Source organism: Nocardia sp. SSK8 (genome assembly GCF_037034205.1).
Classification (GTDB): domain Bacteria; phylum Actinomycetota; class Actinomycetes; order Mycobacteriales; family Mycobacteriaceae; genus Nocardia.
In genome coordinates this window covers 1-15,352 of record NZ_JBAGKD010000026.1, presented here as the reverse complement: position 1 = coordinate 15,352, position 15,352 = coordinate 1, and the positions used below count along the sequence as shown (strand labels likewise).

The window sequence follows — 15,352 nt, the reverse complement described above, 5'->3', positions numbered from 1 at the left end:
AACCGCTCTGTCGGCGATGCGCGCACCCCGGCAGCTTCAGCCGACCTGGATGAGCGCAGTGAGCCGGGGCGCGGTTCGGCGGTTGATTCTCGGCGTCCGGAGGTGCTGCTGTGGGTGGACTCCTTCACCGACACGTTCACGCCGGACAACGCGCTGGCGGCGGCCGTGCTGCTCGAAGGGCTCGGGTATCGGGTGCGGATCCCGGAGCGGCGGGTGTGTTGTGGGCTGACGTGGATCACCACCGGGCAGCTCGACGGAGCCCGCAAGCGTTTGCGGGCGACGCTCGACGCGCTGGATGAGCATGTGGCGGGTGGTGGGCTGGTGGTCGGGCTCGAACCGTCGTGCACCGCCGCGCTGCGGGCCGATCTGCCGGAACTGCTCCCCGACGACCCGCGCGCACGGCCGACCGCCGCCGCGATGCGCACCCTCGCGGAGTTCCTCCTCGAACACCCCGGCTGGAGCCCACCCGCGCGACCGGGCGAGACCGTCGTCGTCCAGCCGCACTGCCACCAGCACGCCGTCGGCGGCTTCGCCGCCGAGCGGGAACTGCTCGCGCGGATGGGCGTCACCGTCACGGAGCTGGCCGGGTGTTGCGGACTCGCGGGCAACTTCGGCATGCAGCAGGGCCACTACGACGTCTCGGTGGCGGTCGCCGAGAACGCGCTGCTCCCGGCCCTGCGCGCCGCACCGGAGGGCGCGGTCTTCCTCGCCGACGGCTTCTCCTGCCGCACCCAGGCCGACCAACTGGCAGGCGTCAGCGGGATACCCCTGGCCGCCTACCTGCTCGGCGGGTGATCGTCGTGCCCGACGCCAGCGCGCACCCGGCATCGGCTACCTGCTCGACGGATGATCGACGCGGCCCTCGGCAGCGCGCACTCGGCTTCGGACGCGGCCCTCAACCGTGCGCGGCCTCGTGACGTCGGCACTCGTGCCCCGGGTCGTCGCGCAATGAGCGGGCTTGCCGCCCGACCGGCCTAACTCCCGCCCGGCAGCGCCCCCGGCGGGATGTGGTACCCCGAGCTGCCCGCCGACCCACTCCCCACCGCCGCCAGCAGCCAGTTGAGCGCATTGGTGATCATGAAGTACCTCCTGCGGCGAAGCGGATGCCAGCTGTTTGCCGACGTGTGCCTAATCGCAGTCAACGTGGTGAATATTACGAACCGGCGTCGGCACGGGATCGGACGCGCACAATGGTCACGTGCCCGATCAGACCCTCGACCCCGGCTTGGTGACGGCGGGGCTGTCCAGGACCGTCCGGTCGAGCCGCCCCTTCGACGTGGGCCTCACCATCACCCCGCTGCGCCGCGGCGGCGGCGACCCCTGCCACCACATCGACGCCGACGGCGCGCACTGGCACGCCTCGCGCCTGCCCAGCGGCCCGGTCACCTACCGCCTGCGCCAGGACGGCCGCGACGGCGCGCACGCCCGCGCCTGGGGCCCCGGCGCCGCCGAATTCCTGGACCGCCTCGACGACATGCTCTGCCTCGAGGAAGACCTCACCGGCTTCACCCCGGAGCACCCCAAGCTGGTCGAAGCCCATCGCGTGGTGCCGGGCCTGCGCATGCTGCGCACGGGACTGGTCCTCGAATCGCTGATGCCCGCCATCCTCGAGCAGAAGGTGCACACCAAGTCCTCGTTCGCGGCCTGGCGCGCCCTGGTGCGCGAGTTCGGCACCCCGGCGCCCGGCCCCGCGCCCGCCGGGCTGATGCTCGCGCCCGACGCGCACACCTGGCGGCACATTCCGTCGTGGAAGTTCCATCGCGCCAATGTCGGCCCGCAGCGCGCCCAGACCATCGTGCGCGCGGCCCGAGTCGCCGACTCGATCGAGCGCACGGCACAGCTCCCGCCCGCCGAGGCGGCGCGGCGGTTGCGGAGCCTGCCCGGGATCGGTGTCTGGACGGTTGCCGAGACCGCGCAGCGAGCCTTCGGCGACGCCGACGCCCTCTCGGTCGGCGACTACCACCTCGCCGCGACGGTCGGCTGGAGCCTGCTCGGCCGCCCGATCGACGACGCGGAGATGGTCGACTACCTGGAACCGCTACGCCCGCACCGATACCGCGCGGTGCGCCTGCTGGCCCTGAGCGGCCAGGCCCACAAACCGAAATTCGGGCCGCGCACGGCGATCACCGACCATCGCCACCGCTAGCGGATCGCGCGCTCGTCGAGCACACACCGACCGGACTCGACCAGGGTGTTGCGCGCGCGGCGGCGTACCCGGCACTCGTCGACGAAGCAATCGATGTGCAATTGCATTGCGGCATGGGCGCGTTCGGAGTCCATCGGGCCCGGGTCCTCGTCGCAACCCAGCAGTGCAGCGGCGATATGTCGGTTCACTTCGCTCAATTGCATGCTCCCAGCACAGCACGCAACCGCCCGGCTACCTACGAGTACACGCCGATCGAGATAATTCGCGCGAAATCCCAGCACAGGATCCAAGGGGGAGTGCAGGATTCCCCATAGTGGACGAATTCCGCCGTCACACCGGGGTTGTGGGCTGTGGCGGATTGCGAACACAGGAGGAGTGGGGCTGTGGCAACGAATACCTCGACCGGAACGAGCACGCCCGCGGCGGGGGTCTCCTCGACCCTGCCACGCCGTCAACTCGGCCGCTACCTGCGAGATTGGCGCACGCAGGCGGGCCTGACCATCGCCGAGGCGGCCAAGCTGATGGAGTGGGGCGCCAGCACCCTGCAACGGCTGGAAAAGGGCCAGGCCGACCGGATCCGGACCATCGACATCGGCGAACTGTGCCGGATCTACGGCATCCCCGACGATCTCGCGGAGGGCCTCACCGGGCTGGCCCAGCAGGCCGCGGTGAAGAGCTGGTGGCATGCCTACGGCGATCTCATTCCCGAAAACTTCGACATCTATGTGGGTTTGGAGGCCTCGGCTCATCGACTACACACCTACCAGTCCGAACTCGTCCCTGGTCTGCTGCAGACCGCCGACTACGCCCGCGCGCTGAATCAGCTGGGCTATCCCCAGGATTCGGTCGACGAGCTGGACCGAAGAGTCGCGCTGCGGCTGCAACGGCAGGCGTTGATCACCCGCAAGCATTCCCCGGCCGACATCGACGTGGTTCTGCACGAATCGGTATTGCATCGCATCGTCGGTGATGCAAAGGTGATGGCTGCGCAGTTGCGCCACCTTGCCGACACGAGCACCCGAGGCAATGTGACGCTGCGTATCCTGCCGTTTGCCGCCGGTGTACCACTCGGAGTCTCCACCGGACCTTTCACGGTTCTCGAGTTCGGCACCGACAGCAAGGGGCAACCGGTCGAACCACCGGTGGTGTACGCCGAAGGCTTTACCGGCGATCTCTACCTGGAACGACGCGCGGATGTCAGAAGGTACGACCGGGCTCACGAGTGCCTCCAGCGTCATGCGCTGGATATTCAACCGAGTAGACACCTGCTGCGGCAGGTCGCGAAGGAGTATGTGGCATGAGTTTCGATCTCGTCGGCGCACACTGGTTCAAGAGCACGCGCAGCGGCGCGGGCAAGGACTGCGTCGAAGTCGCGTTCCTCTACGGCGGGCACGTCGGGGTGCGCGACAGCAAGAACCCGGCCGGTCCGGCGCTGGTCTTCGACGGTGCCAGCTGGGACGCGTTCACCCGCGGCATCGACAACGGCGCGTTCGCCCGATGAACACCAAACGCGCCATCGACACCTCGGGGGCCACCTGGCTGCGGGCGGGCACCGCGGGGGAGGGCAGCAGCGTCGAGGTGGCGATGCTCGATGACGGTTATGTGGCGCTGCGTGACGGCAAGAATCCCGGCGGACCGGTGCTGATCTTCACCCCCGCCGAATGGACCGCGTTCACCGCGGGCGTGCACGACGGCGAGTTCGATCGCCCTTGATCACGTTTGGATCACTGTCCGGCGGGTAATCCTGGACTATGGACCGAGGGTTGAAGAAAATGCCACCCCGGTACCGGAGGCTGGCGCCTGAGGACGGGGTGGAACGCCTGATCGTGCTGCTGCTCTTCGCAGTGTCCGCGGCGGGAATCTACGTACTCACCAGCTCATTGCTGTCGGCGCTGTTCATCGGATTACTGGTCGGATTAGTCGCTGTAGGGACTGTAGCTGTCTTGTAGACGGAAGTCGCCGCGGGGCCGCGTTACGCGGCCCCGCGGCTGCTGCCGGGCTATCGCCGGAACAGTTTGTTGCCGAGCCAGACGATCGGATCGTATTTCCGGTCGGCGACCCGCTCTTTCAACGGGATCAGCGCATTATCGGTGATCTTGATGTGCTCCGGGCACACCTCCGTGCAGCATTTGGTGATATTGCAATAGCCCAGACCCGCGTCGTCCTGAGCCAATTCGCGCCGGTCGGCGGTGTCGAGCGGATGCATCTCCAGTTCGGTGATCCGCATGAGATAGCGCGGCCCGGCGAAGGCTTCCTTGTTCTCGTCGTGGTCGCGCACCACATGACAGGTGTTCTGGCACAGGAAACACTCGATGCACTTGCGGAACTCCTGGGAGCGTTCCACATCCACCTGCCGCATCCGGTAGTCGCCCGGCGCGAGATCCTTGGGCGGGGTGAAAGACGGTATCTCCCTGGCCTTCTCGTAGTTGAACGAGACGTCAGTCACCAGATCCTTGATGATCGGGAAGGTGCGCATCGGGGTCACGGTGATGACCTCCTCGGGGGAGAAGGTCGACATCCGCGTCATGCACAGCAGCCGCGGCCGCCCGTTCACCTCCGCCGAGCACGAACCGCATTTGCCCGCTTTGCAATTCCAGCGCACCGCGAGGTCGGGGGCCTGGGTGGCCTGCAGGCGGTGGATGATGTCGAGCACCACTTCGCCCTCGTTGACCAGCACGGTGAAGTCGTGCAGGCCGCCGCCGTCGATGTCACCGCGCCAGACCCGGAACCGGGCGTCGTACCCCATCGTCACGCCTTTCCCTCGGCCGCCGGATGGGCGGCCAATTCCTGCTGGGTGTAGTACTTTTCGAGCTCGCTGAATTCGAACAGGGCGAACAGGTCATCGCGCATGGGTGTCTGCGCGGCGGGGGTGACGGTCACCAGCGGCACCGGCTCGCGCGCCGTCGCCGGGTCCACCGCGCACACCAGCAGGGTGTTGCGCCAGTCGGCGTTCATGCCGGGATGGTCGTCGCGGGTGTGCCCGCCGCGGCTCTCGGTGCGCTGCAACGCGGCCTGCGCGACACACTCGCTGACCAGCAGCATGTTCGCCAGATCCAGGGCAAGATGCCAGCCCGGATTGAACGCGCGCCCGCCCTCGACGGTGACGTTGGCGTACCGGGCCCGCAGCTCGGCGAGGGTGTCGATGGCGGTGCGCACCTCGTGCTCCTTGCGGATGATGCCGACCAGGTCGTTCATCGTGTGCTGGAGCTCGGCGTGCAGCGTGTAGGGGTTCTCGCCGGTGCCCGCGGCGGGCGGGTCGAAGGGGGCCAGCGCGGCGGTCGCGGCGGCGGTGATGTCGGCCTCGGCGGGGGCGGGGCGGGTGCTCAGGCCCTTGACGTAGGCGGCGGCGCCGAGCCCGGCGCGGCGGCCGAAGACCAGCAGGTCCGACAGCGAATTGCCGCCGAGCCGGTTGGAGCCGTGCATGCCGCCGGAACACTCGCCCGCGGCGAACAGGCCGGGGGCCAGCGCGGCGCCGGTATCGGGATCCACCTCGATGCCGCCCATCACGTAGTGGCAGGTGGGGCCGACCTCCATGGGCTCGGCGGTGATGTCCACATCGGCCAGTTCCTTGAACTGGTGGTGCATCGAGGGCAGGCGCCGCACGATCTCCTCGGCGGGCATCCGCGAGGCGATATCGAGGTAGACGCCGCCGTGCTCGGTGCCGCGACCCGCCTTGACCTCCTCGTTGATCGCGCGGGCGACCTCGTCGCGGGGGAGCAGGTCGGGGGTGCGGCGCGCGGAATCGTTGTCGCGCAACCACTGATCGGCCTCGGCCTCGGTCTCGGCGTACTGGCCCTTGAACACCGGCGGGATGTAGTCGAACATGAACCGCTTGCCCTCGGAGTTCTTGAGCACCCCGCCGTCACCGCGCACGCCCTCGGTGACCAGGATGCCCTTCACACTCGGCGGCCAGACCATGCCGGTGGGATGGAACTGCAGGAACTCCATATTGATCAGCGTCGCGCCCGCGCGCAGGGCCAGCGCGTGACCGTCGCCGGTGTACTCCCAGGAGTTCGATGTCACCTTGTAGGACTTGCCGATTCCGCCGGTGGCCAGCACGATCGCCGGTGCCTTGAACAAGACGAAGCCGCCGGATTCACGCCAGTAGCCGAAGGCGCCCGCGATCTTGCCGTCGTCGGTGAGCAACTCGGTGACGGTGCACTCGGCGAAGACCTTGATCCTGGCCTCGTAGTCGCCGGTCTCGGCGTAGTCCTCCTGCTGCAGCGCGACGATCTTCTGCTGCATGGTGCGGATGAGTTCCAGGCCGGTGCGGTCGCCCACATGGGCCAGGCGCGGATAGGTGTGGCCACCGAAGTTGCGCTGGCTGATCCGCCCGTCGGGCGTGCGATCGAACAGCGCGCCATAGGTTTCCAGCTCCCACACCCGCGCGGGCGCCTCCTGCGCGTGCAGTTCGGCCATCCGCCAGTTGTTGAGGAACTTGCCGCCGCGCATGGTGTCCTTGAAATGCGTCTGCCAGCTGTCCTTGTCGTTGGCATTGCCCATCGAGGCCGCGCAGCCGCCCTCGGCCATCACGGTATGTGCCTTGCCGAACAACGACTTACACACCACCGCGACCGAAAGTCCTTGTTCGCGTGCCTCGATCACCGCACGCAGGCCCGCGCCGCCCGCCCCGATCACCACGACGTCGTAGTCGTGCCGTTCCACTTCTGGCATCGATGAAGCTCCTCGAGTTGGGCGCGGGTCAGTTGACGAACCGCAGGTCCGAAATGGTCTGGCTGGCCACCAGCATCACGTAGAAGTCGGTGAGCACCAGGGTGCCGAGAGTGGTCCAGGCCAGGGCCATGTGCCGGGTGTTGAGCTTGGAGACCTGGGTCCAGAACCAGTACCGCACCGGATGCGCGGAGAAGTGTTTGAGCCGCCCGCCCGCGATGTGCCTGCACGAATGGCACGACAGCGTGTACGCCCACAGCAGGATCACATTGCCCAGCAGCACCACATTGCCCAGGCCGAAGCCGAATCCGCCGTCCGCGCCGTGGAAGGCGGTGACCGCGTCGTAGCTGTTGACCAGCGAGACCAGCACGGCCACATAGAAGAAGTAGCGGTGCGAGTTCTGGATGATCAGCGGCAGCCGCGTCTCGCCGGTGTAGCGGGTGTGCGGCTCGGCGACCGCGCAGGCGGGCGGGGAGAACCACACCGAGCGGTAGTAGGCCTTGCGGTAGTAGTAGCAGGTGAGCCGGAAGCCGAGCAGGAACGGCAGCACCACGAACCCCAGCGGGATCCACATCGGCAGTTCGGGGAACGGGGTGCCGAAGTGGCTGGAGCCGGGCACGCACGAATCGCTCAGGCAGGGGGAGTAGAACGGCGTCAGATAGTGGTACTGCGGCACCCAATAGGCCGTGCGCACAAACGATCTGATCGTCGCGTACACCACGAACGCGCCCAGGCCGAGCGCGGTGAGCAGCGGCGGCAGCCACCAGCGATCGGTGCGCAGTGTGCGCGCGGCGATGCGAGCCCTGGTCCTGCTGAACACACCCGTTCCCGCGCCGCGGGTGGTGGTTGGTGCGGCACTCACGATGGATGCCTCGCTGATCTCGGTGTGCGGCGGTCCATCATGCCCCACCGCGGCGGATTGTGATGTGGAGCACCATACGCCTGTGTTCGCGCCGCTCGAGCCGGGTCTCACTCAACCGCTCGAGTGAAACGCCGGTGATCTCTGTCACAACGTAACCCCTGCGACTGCGCGTCATCCCGTGCAACAAAGCTGTGGTGCCCTGTGCGCATGAGAAGAGCCGCCATCGTGGCACCCGTGCGGACACCCAGTGGGGTGGCGGGTGGCGCGCTGTCGGGCATGCCCGCCGAGTGGCTGGCGACCACGGTCCTTTCGGCCGTGATCGAGCGCTCGGGCATCGACCCGCTCCGCATCGAAGACGTCGCCATGGCCTGTGTCGACGGTGGCCTGGCCGAGGTGCCCGCGATCGGCGCGCTGGCCGCGCGCGGCGCCGGGCTACCGCACTCGGTCCCCGGTTTCCTCACCGACCGGCACGGCGCCAGCGGCCTGCAGGCGGTGATCACCGCCGCGATGATGGTGCAGACCGGCGCCGCCGATGTGGTGGTGGCGGGCGGGGTGGAGTGCACCGCGGCGCCGACCGGCCCGCCCGGCGGCGCCGACGGCCTGCGTAATGCCGAGGACCTGGCCCGCTACTACGGCATCGACCGGCAGGCCGCCGACGAATTCGCCGTCGCCAGTCATCGGAAGGCGGCGCGGGCCTGGCGCCAGGGTTGCTTCGTGTCCGAGGTGGTGCCGGTGGGGGTGGCCGGGTTCGGCGAGCACCGGATCAGCCGGGACGAGGGCGTGCGCGAGGACCTGTCGACCTACACGCTCTCGGCCCTCACCCCGCTGCTGGACCAGGGCGTGGTGACCGTCGGCAATATGAGCGCGCACCGGCTCGGCGCCTCGGCCTGCCTGGTGGTGGCCGAGGACCGGCTCGCCGAACTGGGCCTGACCCCGATGGCCTTCCTGGCCGGCTGGGCCGCGGCGGGCTGCGACAGCGACGGACCCGCGCTCGGCGCCGCGCCCGCGGTGGCCAAGCTGCTCGGGCGCACCGGCTGCGCGATCGACGAGGTGGATCTGCTCGAGATCAACTAGGGCTACGCCGTGGAGGTGCTCGCCCTGGCCGCTGCCTGGGACATCGACCCGCTCGACCGCGTCAATGTGAACGGCTCCGACCTGGCCCTCGGGCACCCGGTCGGCGCCACCGGCCTGCGGATCATGACCACGATGCTGCACGAACTGAGCCGCACCAGCGGCCGCTACGCCCTCGAGGCCATCGCCCTCGGCCACGACCACGGCATCGCCGCGCTGTTCGAATCAGCCGAGGTCGACGCCCCAGCCGAGGTCCCTCGCGGCGCCCGCTTCCACGGCTCCCGCCCGCGCCGCTTCGGCCGCCACCGGGCCTGATCGGCGGCGCTACGGGCGGTTCTCGGCCGCCTTGATCTGGACTGACCAGAGGGTGCGACGAAGGAGTGCCCGGCGGGAGGGAAGATCAAGGGAACAGGCCGAGAACCCGCGGCGCCAGCCGCAATAAAACACAGCGGCCCTGAGTGGCAGGGCCGCTGTGCTGATGAAACAGGTCCTTACTTGGTCCGGGGCCGGGAGTGGAAGCCGAGGCCCTCGTCCTGCGCGCCCATCCAGGCCGCCTCGTCCGACTTGCTGTCCGGAACGTAGATCGGCTCGGAGCGGCGGGGGACGGCCAGTTCCGGCGGTGGCGCCTGCTCGAACTCCTCGGCATCGATGACGAGCCGCTCGAGGTCGTTCTCCAGTCGGCGCACGGTGGCCGCGTCGCCGTAGTTGGAGCGCAGTGCGCCGATCGATTGCCGGAGCTGACCGACCGCGTAGCGCAGTTCCGCGATATCGCTGCGTGTCATCGTTACCTCCTGTGTATATGGCGGGCACGCCGACTCGTCCGATCACCAGGCATGCCCGTAAAGTCCCGGGCCGCACTGCACCGAGCCGTGTGACTCACCACACAACGTGATCTCCACCACAGTAACTGATCTTTTCGGATCATGCCCGGAGTTACCCGGGATTCCGCGATTGCCATCCGGTAACTACTGCCGTCTCAGCCCGCCACCGCGTAGCGCCCGCGCAGCCCGGAACCCGCCCGGTCGACCAGCGCGGCAATCGAATGGGCAACCTCCTCGGCGCGCTCCAGGATGACGCTGTGCCCGGCGCCCTCGACGCGCACCAGCTCCGCGCCCGCGAGCTGCGAGGCCAGCACCACCGAGTGGGTGAACGGCACCATGAGGTCGGCCGATCCGGCCAGCACCAGCGCGGGCAGATCGCCGAGCCGGGCCAGCGTGCGGGCCTCGTCGAAGTCGAGCAGCGAGCTCAGGAACGCCGCCACGGTGAGCAGCGAGGTCTCCCCGAGCGCCGCGGTGGCGATCGAGGCCACCCGTGGGTTCACGCGCCGGGTGCCCGCGCTCGCCTCGCGGATCAGCGGCCCGAAGATCCAGCGCGACAAGCGCTTCGAGGCCTGCATCACGCGCGGCGCGCGCACCACGGCGTGCTGCAGCGAGGCGACCGCGTGCCGGTTGAGCAGCCTGCCCAGCCCCACCTCGGTGATCCCGCCCGCCGCGCCCGCGATCAGCGCGATCCCGGCCACCCGCGCGCCGATCGCCGCCGGGAACAGCCGGGCGTAGGCCAGCAACACCATCGCGCCCATCGAATGGCCGACCAGCACCACCGGACCGGCCGGTGCCACCGCGCGCAGCACGGCGTCGAGGTCGGTGGCGAGCTGGTCGATGGTGTAGGTGGCGTGGTGGGCATGGCCGGATTCGCCGTGGCCGCGGTGGTCGTAGAAGACCATCCTGGTGTCGGCGTCCCAGTGCCGCAGCAGCTGTTCACGCAGGAACGCCCAGGACTCGGTGTGCAGGCAGTGCCCGTGCACGAAGACGACGGTGAGCGGGGCCTGTTCGGCGCCGAAGGTCCGGACCGCGATCGGGACGCCGTCGTCGGCGACGACGGTCGCGCGGCGGCCGTCGAGGTCTGCGGTAGCGAAGGTCTGAGACATTGACGGCCTCCTCCGGATCCGGCTGGGACGCACCATGGTGGTGTGCACCTGCTGAGATTTTCGGACTGGATTTCCGCCGCGTTAGCCGGTCAACCCTGGCGTTATCCAGCCGATGCGCAACCGATCCCGGGGGCGCCTCCACTCGTTATCCAGGGAAATCTTCAGTTCTCTAGCGCTTCTCCAAGAAACTTGTAGATCTTGCTCACGAAGATCGGGCGCAGGGTTTTCTGGCTGACTCTGCGGTTCGCGCTAGAGAACCGAAGAGAGTCATACGCTCCGCAGATACCGGCCGAAGTGCGGGACGGTGAAGCCGATGGTTCCGCGTTCGGCGGAGTAGATCAGGCCCTTCTTGATCAGGCCGTCGCGAGCGGGGGAGACCGAGGCGGGCTTGCGGCCGAGTTCGGCGGCCACCGCCGCGGTGGCGACCGGGCCGTCGTCCCCGGCCAGATCCGCCATCGCGCGCATGTACTCGCGCTCGGCGGGGGTGGCGCGCTCGTAGCGCGAGCCGAAGAAGCCCACGGCCAGCTCTTCCTCGGCGGCGGGGGCGGCCACCGCCACGTCCTCGGCGGTGATCGGCGATTCGGGGGCCTGGTCCCAGGCGGCCTTGCCGTAGGCCTGCACGAAATAGGGGTAGCCGTCGGCGCGCTGGTAGAGCGAATCCAGCGCGCCCTCGGTGAACTTCACCTCCTCGCGCTCGGCGGGCGCGATCAGCGCGAGATCGGCGGACTCGCGGTCGAGCCGGTCGATGCGGTGATAGCTGAACAGCCGCTCGGAGTAGCTCTTGGAGGCCGAGAGCACCGCGGGCAGGTGCGGCAGGCCAGCGCCGACCACGATCAGTGGCGCGCCGTCCTGGCTCAGCTCGTGGCAGGCGCCGCAGATCGCCGAGACGTCGGCCGGGCCCAGATCCTGCATCTCGTCGATGAAGATGCCGATGCCGACGCCGATCGCGGCGGCCAGCGCGGCGGCCTCCTTGAACAGCTCGATCAGGTCGATCTCGATGTCACCGGAATCGGCGCGGCCGGTCACCGCGGGCACGTCGATGCCGGGCTGCCAGCGTTCGCGCATGCCCTTGTCGGCGGTGGCGCGCAGGGCGAAGGCCTTGAGGATGCCGAGGAAGTCGTCGACCTGTTCGGGATTGCGGTGCGCCATGGCGATGGCGCGCACCGCCATGTGCAGCGCCGAGGACAGTGGCCTGCGCAGGTCCTGGTCGGGTCTGGCCTCGATCTTGCCGGTACCCCAGCCGCGCGAGACCGCCGCCGAGCGAAGCTGGTTGAGCAGCACCGTCTTTCCCACGCCGCGCAGACCGGTGAGCATCACGCTGCGTTCGGGCCTGCCCCGGGCGACGCGCTCGAGCACGATGTCGAAGGCGGCCAGTTGCTTGTCGCGCCCGGCCAATTCGGGGGGACGCTGACCGGCGCCGGGAGCATACGGATTGCGCACGGGGTCCATGCCGGACAACCGTAGCGCGTCGGCACAGGGGAATCTCGGTAACTCTGGGCCGTGTCCTAGATACTGCTAGCGAACCGCAGACACCCCCGAGTGGACCGGAACGGAGACCCATGGCCGAGGAGAACCGGGACACCCCGCTGGCGGTGCCCACGCTGACCGACATCGTCGCGGCGCTGGAGGTCCCGGCCGACGCGCACCTCGTCGACACGATCAAGCGCAGCCTGCTCGCCGCCATCGACGGCGGGCTCGACGATCCGGAGACCGTCGCCGCGCTGGCGATCGGGCCCATCCTGGTCGCCGTGGGGCGCCTCGAGTCCGACCTCGCCGACGCGCGCACCCGCATCGATTACCTCGAACAGGCGTTGCGCGAGCGCGACGGTCACGCTCGGTAACGATCCGCGCGATCGCGATGCCCGACCGTGACGCGTGGCGACACGCCGGGCGTGCCCCCATTTTCCTGGGCTTTCGCGCGTGCGGGAAAACAACTTGCACGCTTCGCTGGACAGTGTGCATCACAGGCCGTAATCTTCTCGTGACTTAGTGGAGTCTGTCGCTTCGTCAGAGAAACGGCGCCATTGAGTCACCGCCGAACAGTCGTCGTCGCCAAGCGATTTCGACGCCGGTGGTGGAGCAGCAAGAGGAGACTCGTCTCGGTGGGTAAACACAGCTTGCAGCGGGATTCTCGACTGCCGAATTCCGTCAAGGGTGCGCTCGTCATGGGTGCGGTGGCCGCCACGACCGGTGCGATGCCCGCGATTTCGCAGGCCGCCACGATCAACATCCCGGGTCTCGGCAATTTCGATCTGCCGCCCGAGCTCGAGCAGCCCGCCCAGCAGCTGGAGAAGCAGCTGCAGTCGATGGTGGCGCCGCAGGGCCAGGCCGCCCCGCAGCTGCCGAGCATCGAGTTCGACAACCCCTTCCAGCAGCAGCAGTCCGCGGGCAATATCGCCCTCGACGCCGCGCGCACCAAGCTGGGCGCCCAGTACAACTGGGGCGCCGCCGGTCCGTCGACCTTCGACTGCTCCGGTCTCGTGCAGTGGGCCTACCGGCAGGCCGGTGTAGAGCTGCCGCGCACCAGCTTCGAGCAGTCGCACGTCGGCGCGCCCGTCTCCTTCGACAACCTGCAGGCCGGTGACATCGTGATCACCAATGGCGGCGGCCATGTCGGCATCTACGCCGGCGACGGCAAGCTGCTCAACGCCGTGCAGTCGGGCACCCCGGTGTCCTACACCAACCTCAGCGCCGACGACGTCGTTACGGCTCGCCGTATCGTCTAAGGGGTGTCCCCCGCAGAACAACGCTCGACCACCCAGGCCCGTGTGGATTCATGGACCTGGGCGGTGCGCTTGTTCAAGACTCGCTCCGCCGCGGCGGAGGCCTGTCGCGCCGGGCATGTGCGCGTCAACGGTGTCACCGTCAAACCCGCTCAGCAGGTGAAACTCGGTGACGAGATCCGGATCCGGCATGCCGGGCTCGAGCGCATCGTCATCGTCGAGCGGATCATTCACAAGCGGGTCGGCCCGCCGGTCGCGGCCACCTGCCTGATCGACCGCAGCCCGCCACCGCCGTCCAAGGAAGTCATCGCCTCGCTGCCGCGACGTGATCGTGGCGCGGGCAGACCGACCAAACGCGAACGGCGCGATACCGACCGGCTGATGGGCCGCTCCGACTAGCTCGCTCCGGCTAGCTCGCGGGCATCGCGGCGATCTTGGCGGGCATCTCGATATTCTCGTCGGCCCAGTACAGCGCGCACACCCGGTGGTAGCCGTCGGCGATCAGCATGGGCACATTCGCCCGGCAGTCGCCGCGCACCAGCAGGATGGGGGAGAGCTTCTTGCCCTCGGTCACTTTGAGCAGATCCCGGCGCACGTGCGGGTTGTCCGGGGTGAGCGCTTCCAGGCGGGAGGCGCGCAGAATGTCCTTCGCCTTCTTCACCACCATCGGCGCGCGACGCAGGTCGGCCACGATGGCCGCCACCACCGCGTCCTCGGCTAGCAGCGCGAGATAGTCGGCGGCGGCCGGATAGTCGTGCTCGTCCGGCGTGGATTTCCAGTGCACCTGCACGAGTGGGGCAGCCATCGACTCATCATCCGCCACCGCACTGGGGATTGCCGGAATGTCGCTGGCGATTCCGCCGGGAAAGTTCGGTGGTCGCGGTCGGGGATGATCGCCTACGGTGGCAGACATGGCCGACCGCACGAGAATGTTATCGACACTTCTCGCCTGCTGTGTCGGCGCGACCACCACCGTCCCGCGCCTGCTGTGGCCGCGCGGCAAGGACGCCCGCTTTCTGGCCGCGCTGGAGTGCGCGCCGCTGCCGCCCGCCTACAACACCGTCGAGCTCACCGCGCTCACCCAGGCGAGCCTGTGCGCGCCCACCACGATCGTCGCCGAGGGCGCGCGGACGCTGGGTTCGACGCCGCTGACGATGTCGGCGTTCCTCATCCGACATCCGGGTGCCACCTTCCTGGTCGACCCGGCGCTGTGCGCGGGCGTGCACGATCGGGTGCTGCCCGAACTGCCGTTCCCGATGTCGCGCGTGGTCGACCCGGGCCACGACGTGCGCGGCCTGGCCGAGGTGCTGGCCGAACACGACCTGACCGGCGTCGACATCGATTTCGTGCTGCCCACCCACCTGCACTGGGACCACGTCTCCGGGCTCTACGAGCTGCCCGGGTGGGTGCCGATCCGGGTGCCCGGCGTCGAATACCGCTGGGCCATGGGCGGACCGCGCGCGCCGCTGGGGGTCGCGCGCGGTCCGCTGCTCGGCCGCGTCTTCGACCTCTACGAGCTCGACGGCCCACCGGTGCTCACCTTCGCCCGCAGCCACGACCTGTTCGGCGACGGCTCGGTGCTGCTGGTCGACCTCGCCGGTCACACCCCCGGCAGCGTCGGCATCCTGCTCGCCCTCGCCGACGGCTCGCGCGCCCTGCTGGCCGGTGACGCCGTGTTCAGCACCCTCCAGATTCGCCTGGTCCGCGAGATCGCCCCGATCCTGGGCCAACTCGCCGACGCCGACCGCGACGCCGCCTTCCACACCATCCACCGCCTGCACGCCCTACCCGACGACATCGCCGTCATCCCGGCCCACGACCACCGCGCCGTCCACGCACACACCGCGCCCGTGCCGGGCTGACCCGCGACCGGCATCGACACCACTGCCGTCGGGCCGCGAGCCTTCGTCCGTCCGAGCGGCACGTCACCGCGCGGTCCACGCACACACCGT

Annotated in this window: 19 protein-coding genes; 11 read left to right on the top strand and 8 right to left on the bottom strand. The window is 69.0% G+C overall.

The genetic code is table 11. The features are described 5' to 3' along the window. Both WA675_RS27165 and WA675_RS27160 read left to right on the top strand, forming a co-directional pair. Positions 1-795: (Fe-S)-binding protein (locus tag WA675_RS27165; RefSeq protein WP_336088288.1), on the top strand; the 795-nt coding region annotated here is incomplete at its 5' end. 403 nt (positions 796-1,198) lie between these two features. After that, positions 1,199-2,146, top strand: coding sequence for a DNA-3-methyladenine glycosylase family protein (locus WA675_RS27160; RefSeq protein ID WP_336088286.1), 948 nt, complete (start codon positions 1,199-1,201; stop codon positions 2,144-2,146). Here WA675_RS27160 and WA675_RS27155 read toward each other — a convergent pair. Beyond that, on the bottom strand, positions 2,143-2,349 hold the full coding sequence (locus tag WA675_RS27155) for a hypothetical protein (protein ID WP_336088284.1): 207 nt from the start codon (positions 2,347-2,349) through the stop codon (positions 2,143-2,145). The genes WA675_RS27160 and WA675_RS27155 overlap by 4 nt on opposite strands. A gap of 180 nt (positions 2,350-2,529) precedes the next feature. Between WA675_RS27155 and WA675_RS27150 the strand changes: the two genes are divergently transcribed. The 3 genes from WA675_RS27150 to WA675_RS27140 are packed head-to-tail and all read left to right on the top strand — an operon-like array spanning position 2,530 to position 3,859. Further along, complete coding sequence (locus tag WA675_RS27150; protein ID WP_336088282.1) at positions 2,530-3,447, top strand: helix-turn-helix domain-containing protein; 918 nt, start codon at positions 2,530-2,532, stop codon at positions 3,445-3,447. After that, positions 3,444-3,647 (top strand): DUF397 domain-containing protein, encoded by a 204-nt coding sequence (locus WA675_RS27145; protein ID WP_336088279.1) that lies wholly within the window; start codon positions 3,444-3,446, stop codon positions 3,645-3,647. Before WA675_RS27150 ends, WA675_RS27145 begins: the two co-directional genes overlap by 4 nt. Beyond that, entirely contained in the window at positions 3,644-3,859 is a 216-nt protein-coding gene (locus WA675_RS27140; RefSeq protein ID WP_336088277.1) for a DUF397 domain-containing protein, read from the top strand. Before WA675_RS27145 ends, WA675_RS27140 begins: the two co-directional genes overlap by 4 nt. A gap of 286 nt (positions 3,860-4,145) precedes the next feature. Here the strand turns inward: WA675_RS27140 and WA675_RS27135 are convergent, their stop codons facing one another. The 3 genes from WA675_RS27135 to WA675_RS27125 are packed head-to-tail and all read right to left on the bottom strand — an operon-like array spanning position 4,146 to position 7,679. Beyond that, positions 4,146-4,892 carry a succinate dehydrogenase/fumarate reductase iron-sulfur subunit gene (locus WA675_RS27135; protein ID WP_336088275.1) on the bottom strand — a complete coding sequence of 249 codons (747 nt, stop codon included), beginning with the start codon at positions 4,890-4,892 and terminating at the stop codon, positions 4,146-4,148. Between the two features lie 2 nt (positions 4,893-4,894). Then, positions 4,895-6,820: a fumarate reductase/succinate dehydrogenase flavoprotein subunit gene (locus tag WA675_RS27130; RefSeq protein ID WP_336088273.1), complete on the bottom strand. Its 1,926-nt coding sequence runs from the start codon at positions 6,818-6,820 to the stop codon at positions 4,895-4,897. Between the two features lie 28 nt (positions 6,821-6,848). Beyond that, positions 6,849-7,679, bottom strand: coding sequence for a hypothetical protein (locus WA675_RS27125; RefSeq protein WP_336088272.1), 831 nt, complete (start codon positions 7,677-7,679; stop codon positions 6,849-6,851). A 207-nt stretch (positions 7,680-7,886) separates the two neighbouring features. Here WA675_RS27125 and WA675_RS27120 point away from each other — a divergent pair, with 207 nt between their 5' ends. Both WA675_RS27120 and WA675_RS27455 read left to right on the top strand, forming a co-directional pair. Then, positions 7,887-8,753, top strand: a complete 867-nt coding sequence (locus WA675_RS27120) for an acetyl-CoA acetyltransferase (protein ID WP_442945737.1) — start codon at positions 7,887-7,889, stop codon at positions 8,751-8,753. Positions 8,754-8,762: 9 nt separating this feature from the next. Then, positions 8,763-9,065, top strand: coding sequence for a hypothetical protein (locus WA675_RS27455; protein ID WP_442945736.1), 303 nt, complete (start codon positions 8,763-8,765; stop codon positions 9,063-9,065). 176 nt (positions 9,066-9,241) lie between these two features. Here the strand turns inward: WA675_RS27455 and WA675_RS27115 are convergent, their stop codons facing one another. The 3 genes from WA675_RS27115 to WA675_RS27105 all read right to left on the bottom strand — a co-directional run bounded on the left by WA675_RS27115 (position 9,242) and on the right by WA675_RS27105 (position 12,126). Further along, the gene (locus WA675_RS27115) at positions 9,242-9,532 is read right to left on the bottom strand and encodes a hypothetical protein (RefSeq protein ID WP_071930967.1); all 291 of its coding nucleotides are present in this window, start codon (positions 9,530-9,532) and stop codon (positions 9,242-9,244) included. A 194-nt stretch (positions 9,533-9,726) separates the two neighbouring features. Continuing rightward, positions 9,727-10,677, bottom strand: coding sequence for an alpha/beta fold hydrolase (locus tag WA675_RS27110; protein WP_336088265.1), 951 nt, complete (start codon positions 10,675-10,677; stop codon positions 9,727-9,729). Between the two features lie 267 nt (positions 10,678-10,944). Continuing rightward, positions 10,945-12,126, bottom strand: coding sequence for an AAA family ATPase (locus WA675_RS27105; RefSeq protein ID WP_336088263.1), 1,182 nt, complete (start codon positions 12,124-12,126; stop codon positions 10,945-10,947). Positions 12,127-12,236: 110 nt separating this feature from the next. Here WA675_RS27105 and WA675_RS27100 point away from each other — a divergent pair, with 110 nt between their 5' ends. From WA675_RS27100 to WA675_RS27090, 3 genes are all read left to right on the top strand, one after another. Continuing rightward, positions 12,237-12,518: a hypothetical protein gene (locus WA675_RS27100; protein WP_336088261.1), complete on the top strand. Its 282-nt coding sequence runs from the start codon at positions 12,237-12,239 to the stop codon at positions 12,516-12,518. A gap of 324 nt (positions 12,519-12,842) precedes the next feature. Beyond that, a complete protein-coding gene (locus WA675_RS27095) occupies positions 12,843-13,403 on the top strand; it encodes a C40 family peptidase (protein ID WP_336088290.1) in 561 nt (186 codons plus the stop codon). A 3-nt stretch (positions 13,404-13,406) separates the two neighbouring features. Then, complete coding sequence (locus WA675_RS27090; protein ID WP_336088259.1) at positions 13,407-13,799, top strand: RNA-binding S4 domain-containing protein; 393 nt, start codon at positions 13,407-13,409, stop codon at positions 13,797-13,799. 10 nt (positions 13,800-13,809) lie between these two features. On the opposite strand, the gene WA675_RS27085 is transcribed toward WA675_RS27090, so the two are convergent. Further along, positions 13,810-14,205, bottom strand: a complete 396-nt coding sequence (locus WA675_RS27085; RefSeq protein WP_336088257.1) for a hypothetical protein — start codon at positions 14,203-14,205, stop codon at positions 13,810-13,812. Positions 14,206-14,329: 124 nt separating this feature from the next. On the opposite strand from WA675_RS27085, the gene WA675_RS27080 reads away from it, so the two are divergent. Further along, positions 14,330-15,262: an MBL fold metallo-hydrolase gene (locus WA675_RS27080; protein ID WP_336088254.1), complete on the top strand. Its 933-nt coding sequence runs from the start codon at positions 14,330-14,332 to the stop codon at positions 15,260-15,262. Positions 15,263-15,352: the final 90 nt, after the last annotated feature.